Genomic DNA, 6,071 nt, shown 5'->3' with positions numbered 1-6,071 from the left:
TCTTCGCGCTGGCCGCGGAGACGGGAGTGCCGGTCCTGGTGCACGCCCCGGCCGAACCGGCCGGCACAGAGCGGGTCGACGACATCGGCTTCGTCGAGCAGATCGGCCGCTTCTGCGACCTCACCATGGGCATGGCCATGATCGCGTTCGCGGGATGGCTGGACAAGTATCCCGGGCTGCGACTCATCGGTGCCACCGGCGGCGGTGCGATGGCGTTGCTGCCAGAGCGCCTCCAGACAGCGGCGCGGCCCCGGCACTGGGGCGGGGGCGCGCCGCCGGCGCAGTCGGCCGCCCCGCCGGCGGCCGACCCGGGCGCGGCACTGCAGCGCATGTACGTCGACACCAGCCCGCTCAGCCCGGCGCACCTGAGCCTCAACGCCGAGGTGCTGGGGCCCGAGCGGATGCTGTTCGGCACCGACTCGCCGCCGCTGTCGGTGCCATTGGAGGAGTGCATCCGCATGATCGAGAAGCTGCCGGTCGACAAGGCGTCGCAGCAGCTCATCCTCGGCGGCAACGCCGAGGCTCTTTTCGACCTCAGGAGCCGTCCGTGACCGCCATGGGAAGACGGCTGGAGCGTCTTCACCACCACCATCCCCCACCGACAGATGTACGCCCAGTCGATGCTGAAGCCGGTCACCGCCAGCGCATCCGCCTACGACACGCTGATCACCGTCACACCACGGGGCGCCCGGCCGACCTGGTCGTCACCTCCGACATGATCCCCGCACCGGTACCAGTCCGAGGCCTCCGGCGACCTCACCCACGACGAGATCCACCAACTCGATGTCTGCTAACGAGCCGTGGAGAACCCCACGCGTTCGGCGACGCGCGTCATCTGTCGTCGGGCGATCTCGGGTCCTATCGGCGAGGGGTGCGGGTCGCGAGCAGGACGTCGTCCGCCACCGGGAAGCCAAATCGGCGGCCCAGGCGGTAACGGCCCGAACCGCTGGATGGCTCAGCGGTCCGGCTCCAGAAGCCGGGGCTGTGCTGCTGGACGTGGACGTCACACCCTCCCCCAGCCGGCGTCCGACTCTGCTGGCACATCCCCGAAGGCCAAGCCGCAGGTGTTCGACGTGGTAACCGGCCTCGCCGAGAAGTTGGGCGACCGACGGGCTGCAACATCCCCACATTGCAGCCCTCCGCTGGTGCCGGCAGACCACCCGCAACCCGATCGCCGCCCGGCATCGTTGAGCAGGGCTCCGGGACCGTCCCACACCGCGCACGCCTGCCCCGCCTGCCAGACCAAGCACCGCATCATCGCTGTCAATCATCGCTGTCAACGTTGGCGACGGACGCCCCCAGGACGAGAAGTCGCCGCAGCGCTGCAACGCGCGGTACCGCCGCCCCCGCCGATGCGCAACCATCCTGGGGCGGCGCCCAGGCCTGGGCGCTCCGTGCGCGGTCGAGCAGGAGACGGCGAGCGCGGGACATGGCCTCACGCGGTTCGCGGATGTCGGTGTACGCCTGCGCAGACCCAGATGAGCGCCGCCACCGCTGTCAGCGACCCGGCGACGAGCAGGCACAACGACGCCGCCGCCAACGCGGCCACGAACACACCGTGTGGCCTGCGAATCTCCTCCCAGAGGGGGCGTCGGGAGCTCAGGCACAGGGTGCGCAGGCTTCGATCCACTTCCCCGTCCTTCCCCAGCGCGGCTTCGATCTCCGAGAGGATCCGCTGCTCGCGACCGAGAGCCCGGCTCCCCGGACCCCCGGTGGCGGCCCTCCAGCCCTCGACGGACCCAGACGGCCAGGTCGACCCTGCGGCCTGATCGACAGGCGTCCGGGCGGTGGCGGAAGGCGGCTATACGCGGGACCCCACCGTTGGCCGGACCGGGGGGCCTTGGCGGACCGCCTCCTTGGGTGGTCAGATTCCTGCGACGGTGCGCAGGGTGCGTGCGGTGGCTTGGGGGTCGGGGCCGGTGACGGCCAGGCGGGAGTAGGGCGAGGGGTGACGTAGCTCGACGCACACGACGGGCCGGGGAGCGTGGACGGCCGCGAAGTCCTTTCCGCAGGGGTGTGGCCGGGTGCCGAGGGAGAGCACGCCAGGGATGAAGGTGCCCCGGCCGGGTACGCCGCGCAGGGCCCGCCACCAGTCGGATTCGATGGCCACCTGGCGGACCGCGGACAAGGGCACGTGAACGTTGCGGCGCCGCGCCGCCGCCTTTTCCCACCATGACAGACGGACGATGAGGTCCCCGCCCTTGACCACGAGCCGCGCCATCGTTCCTCCGCACCGGTGCCCACCGCCTTCGCCGCGCCACTCTGCCCTCGCGGATGCCGCACCGCCACTCCACTCCCGCACCCGTGCGCTACTGCCCGTCGCCGCCCGATTCGGACTCAACGCGGCAGCCGACCTCTACCAGCTGTGTGCCCGCGCCGAGAAGGAAGACCTCCGACTCACCGCCACCCAGGGCATCAGGCCACGCGCCAGCATCCTCCACCGGCAACCCGAACGGTTCGGCGGTACCGCCGGTGCCGGCGCTACGCCGAACGGCGCGGTCATGGCACGACCAGCACCGGGCACGACGCGCGGCGGCTGACCTGCCGCGCGGTCGACCTGAGATGCGGCACCCACGGCACGCGGCGGCCGCGGCGACCGAGCACGATCAAGTCCGCGTGGACTTTCTCAGCGGCCCGCACCAGCTCCCGTGCCACTGGCCCGGCGCGGATCTCCACGGTCACCTGCACGCCGTACTCGTCGGCGAACGCACGGGCAGCGGCCAGCCAGGGACGGATTACCCGCTCTCCCACCACCATTTCCTCCTCCACCTCGCCCATCGTCGCGGGGCGGTGCGGCAGGTGCGCCTCTACCACCACGGTGATCAACCGGGTGCCGTGGTTGCGTGCCAGGACGATCGCACGCTCCAGTGCCCGGCGCGCCTGCGGCGAGTCGTCGTACGCGACCACGATCCGGCGGAACACACCACCTGTGGGCTCCGCTTCAGTCCCAGGCACCCGGCTCACCGCCCGAGGATGCTGCGGGCCACCGGGGGGCTGCTGTCCAGTGCGGCCGGGATCTGCCGCAGCGTTGGCCGACGGGCACGGAATCCTGCTGCTCAAGCCTGTGGGCGACGGCCTCGCGGCGGGCGGCGACGGCGCGCTCCATTTCCCGGGTCCACTCGGCGAGGCGCTGGTGAAGATCAAACCGCACCTGGCCCACCGGGGGGACCAGGTCCGCCGTCTCCCGGGCCAGATGGACCCGGAACCGCTTCTTCTCGTAGTCGCCCGGCAGATGCCGACGGATCCAGCTCGGGCAGCACACCACACTCGAGCAGCACGTTGAACAGTGTGCTCTTGCCGCGCTTGGCCTCGCCCGCCACCCGCCCCGGGAGGCGGTCCTGGCGTAGCTGGCCGCGCAGGACATCCTGCAGGCAGCGGTTCGCATCGTCGCCACACCGGCGGCGTACAGGTCCGCTGCCAGCTGTAGGTGGGCGCAGCGTGCACTCGCGGTCATCAGGGTCTCCCTACCCCGTCGGCAGGGACCATTGGCGACGCTCGGCGGCGGCTGGCGGTGAGCCCCTCCACAATCTCCTGGATTCCACGGTACCGGTGACCGACCGGCGGCGGGAAGTAGTCGATGGTCACCCGTCGCATCCTGTCCCCCGGGTCTTTCCGTGGCCACGGAAAGACGAGGGCCCGGTCGCGCCCCTCGAACCGCGGTCCGAACGAGAACGGCGTCTGCTCCCAGTCGTAGGCGCCGAGGCCGCCAGAATACTGATCGAGCAGCGTGGTGAATGCCAGTGACCGGGCTGCCATGGCCTGCATGTAGTCGCCGATGTCCGCGTGCGTCTGCGCTTCGCGCAGGAGCTTGGAGACCTCCGGCTGGCTGACGAGGTCGGCCATGTCCACGGTGTCGGAGCCCCGACGTTGAAGACCTTCGGCGCCGCCGTGGTGAAGAAGTTCAGCACTGCCTCCCGGGACTGCTCGACGGTCTGCGGAGAGGGGAAGTCCCCCGTGGTGCTTCAGGCCGACGCACGCGTTATTGAGCCGGTTCATGGCGGTCTTGCCGAAGAGATCGACCGTCGGCTCGAGTTTCCCCCAGTACTCCGTGAAGTTAATCCCGGGTTGACGGCGACGCCGAGATAGCTTGCCGAGTCCGAGGAAGTTCTCGACGGCATCGTGGAAAGCGCTGTTCGCCGGCGTTGCGGCGGGAGGCCGGTCAGGAGGGGGTGGCACGTAACACTGACGGTGGGCTGGCAGGCGCTGTCCAAGCAGGTTCCGGGCAACAGGCTGGATGCGTGGCTGGAGATGCGCACCAATCCGGCACCGAACCCGCCGACGCTTGCGACGGGTCCACCGTGCTCTGAGCAGGGCGGGCAACGCCGGGTCTGACAGCGGCTGTCGTGCGTAGGCGCCGCGCCAGGCGCACCATGGATGTATGGCCGGGAGTGAGAGTCCAGGCGTCCCGATCGTGGTGGCGGGCGTCCAGCACGGCGAGCCGCCGTTCCGCATCGTGCTGGTCAACGGGGAGCCGGTCGGCGAGGCGTTCTCCTTCGTGGACGTGATCGAGTTCTCTCTTCGCTCCGGGCTGGAACACGTCGACCTCGACGACCCGTCGGTCATCAGGTGGGTGGGGGGCGACAAGTTCACGTGGACGCGGCAGTCAACATGAGGGCCGTCTGGTCGGGCTTCATCTCGTTCGGCCTGGTCACGATCCCTGTGCGCCTGTACACGGCGACGGAGGAGGCCCACACCCCGCTGGACGAGGTCCACACCTGCGGGTCCCGCATCCGACACCACCGGATGTGCGAGGCCGAGGGCCGGGAAGTGCCGCAGGAGGAGATCGCCCACGCCGGGGAAGCCCCGGACGGCCAGGTGGTGGTGCTCCGGGATGCGGATCTGGAGGCCCTGCCACTGCCGACGAAACGCGTCATCGACGTGCTCGGCCTCGTGCCAGTGGAGGGCCTGGACCCGATCACGCTCTCCCGCGCCTACTACGCGGGCGCGTCCGCACCGGCCGGGCAGCGGCCGTATGCCCTGTTCGTCGCCATACTGGACCGCTGCGGACAGGCGGCAGTGGCCAAGGTGACGATTCGGTCCCGGGAGCGGATCGCCGTCCTGTGGCCGCGGCACGGGGCGCTCGTTGTCCAGACCCTCCTATGGCCCGAGGAACTACGGGAGCCTGAGGGCCTGGCGTCGAGCTCGCCGGTGACGGGCCAGGAACTCGAACTCGCCTCGCTGTTCATCAACCAACTGGCCGGCGTCGACATCGGCGAGCTGCGTGAGGAGTACGCGTCGGCACTGGAGCAGCTCATCATGGCCAAGGTGTCAGGCCGAGAGCTGGCCGCCGCCCCGGAGCCCGAGCCAGCCGTCGACCTCGTGGCGGCGCTGGAGCGGAGCATCCGGGAGCCGAGGGAGAGGTGACGGCGGGCTCAGCGTTGCCATTGCTCGGTCGCGGCGGGCGGTGGGCGCCTCCAGCGTCTCCTGGATTCCACGGTACCGGTGGCCGACCGGCGGCGGGAAACGGTCGATCGGTTAGGGTCGCCTCCTGCCGGCCGTGCAGGCCCTGACCACGGCGGAAGCAAGAACCGGGGCGAGCAGTGCGGGCCCGGTCCTGGCTGTGGCGCACGGCACCGCACGCCCGTGTCGGGGTGCTTTCACCCTGGTCGATGGGCTTGATGACGATTAGGGAGCGGGCAGGGGACTTGACGGCGGCCAGTAGATACGAACTGGCCGTTGACAGGCGCTGTCGACGGACACGCCGGGCTACTGCCGCCGCACCGCCCTTGGCGCGAGTAATCACTCGGGATGCACGTCCAGGGCAGCGCGTGTAATCATGAATTTACGCAGCATTAACGTCGGGGTCGTTTAGAGAAGGTGGACGCCACGACCATTCCGTGGAGGCCGCAGCTGTGGGTGCCGTGGCTGACGACCGCGCGCGGCGCCGGCGTGGAGGCTGGATGGGCCGCGCGGCGCCTGGCCGGGATCCCGGTGGACCTGGCCGGCTGGGGCCTGCGGCAGCTCACCGGGCGGCTCGGCCCGGCCGTCACCTGGTTGCCGCCGGGTCCGGTCGAGGAGCCGGAGGCCGAATCGGGGATGCCGGTGCTGCTGGTGCGCGGACTGGCCGACCG

The 6,071-nt window shown here is 70.5% G+C and carries 9 protein-coding genes; 4 read left to right on the top strand and 5 right to left on the bottom strand.

What is annotated here, in order from left to right:
• A partial coding sequence (locus FCI23_RS53610; protein WP_169317455.1) for an amidohydrolase family protein occupies positions 1-551 on the top strand: 551 nt, incomplete at its 5' end.
• Between the two features lie 884 nt (positions 552-1,435).
• Here the strand turns inward: FCI23_RS53610 and FCI23_RS64505 are convergent.
• The 5 genes from FCI23_RS64505 to FCI23_RS53585 form a co-directional block, all read right to left on the bottom strand.
• Positions 1,436-1,672 carry a hypothetical protein gene (locus FCI23_RS64505; RefSeq protein WP_136731433.1) on the bottom strand — a complete coding sequence of 79 codons (237 nt, stop codon included), beginning with the start codon at positions 1,670-1,672 and terminating at the stop codon, positions 1,436-1,438.
• Positions 1,673-1,864: 192 nt separating this feature from the next.
• Complete coding sequence (locus FCI23_RS53600) at positions 1,865-2,221, bottom strand: hypothetical protein (protein ID WP_136731431.1); 357 nt, start codon at positions 2,219-2,221, stop codon at positions 1,865-1,867.
• A gap of 278 nt (positions 2,222-2,499) precedes the next feature.
• A complete protein-coding gene (locus FCI23_RS53595) occupies positions 2,500-2,922 on the bottom strand; it encodes a universal stress protein (RefSeq protein WP_136731429.1) in 423 nt (140 codons plus the stop codon).
• 19 nt (positions 2,923-2,941) lie between these two features.
• Complete coding sequence (locus tag FCI23_RS53590) at positions 2,942-3,454, bottom strand: hypothetical protein (protein WP_136731427.1); 513 nt, start codon at positions 3,452-3,454, stop codon at positions 2,942-2,944.
• Positions 3,454-3,843: a hypothetical protein gene (locus FCI23_RS53585; RefSeq protein WP_136731425.1), complete on the bottom strand. Its 390-nt coding sequence runs from the start codon at positions 3,841-3,843 to the stop codon at positions 3,454-3,456. Before FCI23_RS53585 ends, FCI23_RS53590 begins: the two co-directional genes overlap by 1 nt.
• Before the next feature lie 535 nt (positions 3,844-4,378).
• Between FCI23_RS53585 and FCI23_RS53580 the strand changes: the two genes are divergently transcribed.
• The 3 genes from FCI23_RS53580 to FCI23_RS53570 all read left to right on the top strand — a co-directional run.
• Positions 4,379-4,612 (top strand): hypothetical protein, encoded by a 234-nt coding sequence (locus FCI23_RS53580; protein ID WP_136731423.1) that lies wholly within the window; start codon positions 4,379-4,381, stop codon positions 4,610-4,612.
• On the top strand, positions 4,591-5,364 hold the full coding sequence (gene ku / locus FCI23_RS53575; protein WP_169317454.1) for a non-homologous end joining protein Ku: 774 nt from the start codon (positions 4,591-4,593) through the stop codon (positions 5,362-5,364). Before FCI23_RS53580 ends, ku begins: the two co-directional genes overlap by 22 nt.
• A 453-nt stretch (positions 5,365-5,817) precedes the next feature.
• Positions 5,818-6,071, top strand: a 254-nt coding sequence (locus tag FCI23_RS53570; RefSeq protein WP_136731419.1) for a hypothetical protein, incomplete at its 3' end; no start/stop codon positions are given.

This window comes from Actinacidiphila oryziradicis (assembly GCF_005047355.1).
Taxonomy (GTDB): Bacteria; Actinomycetota; Actinomycetes; order Streptomycetales; family Streptomycetaceae; genus Actinacidiphila; species Actinacidiphila oryziradicis.
The sequence above is the reverse complement of the archived record's forward strand: the minus strand, read 5'-3'. Positions and strand labels throughout refer to the sequence as shown.

Bases quoted from the DNA above. Each gene is read 5' to 3' on its own strand.
- FCI23_RS53600 (WP_136731431.1), bottom strand. From the start codon at position 2,221: ATGGCGCGGCTCGTGGTCAAGGGCGGGGACCTCATCGTCCGTCTGTCA.
- FCI23_RS53590 (WP_136731427.1), bottom strand. From the start codon at position 3,454: ATGACCGCGAGTGCACGCTGCGCCCACCTACAGCTGGCAGCGGACCTG.
- FCI23_RS53585 (WP_136731425.1), bottom strand. From the start codon at position 3,843: ATGGCCGACCTCGTCAGCCAGCCGGAGGTCTCCAAGCTCCTGCGCGAA.
- FCI23_RS53580 (WP_136731423.1), top strand. From the start codon at position 4,379: ATGGCCGGGAGTGAGAGTCCAGGCGTCCCGATCGTGGTGGCGGGCGTC.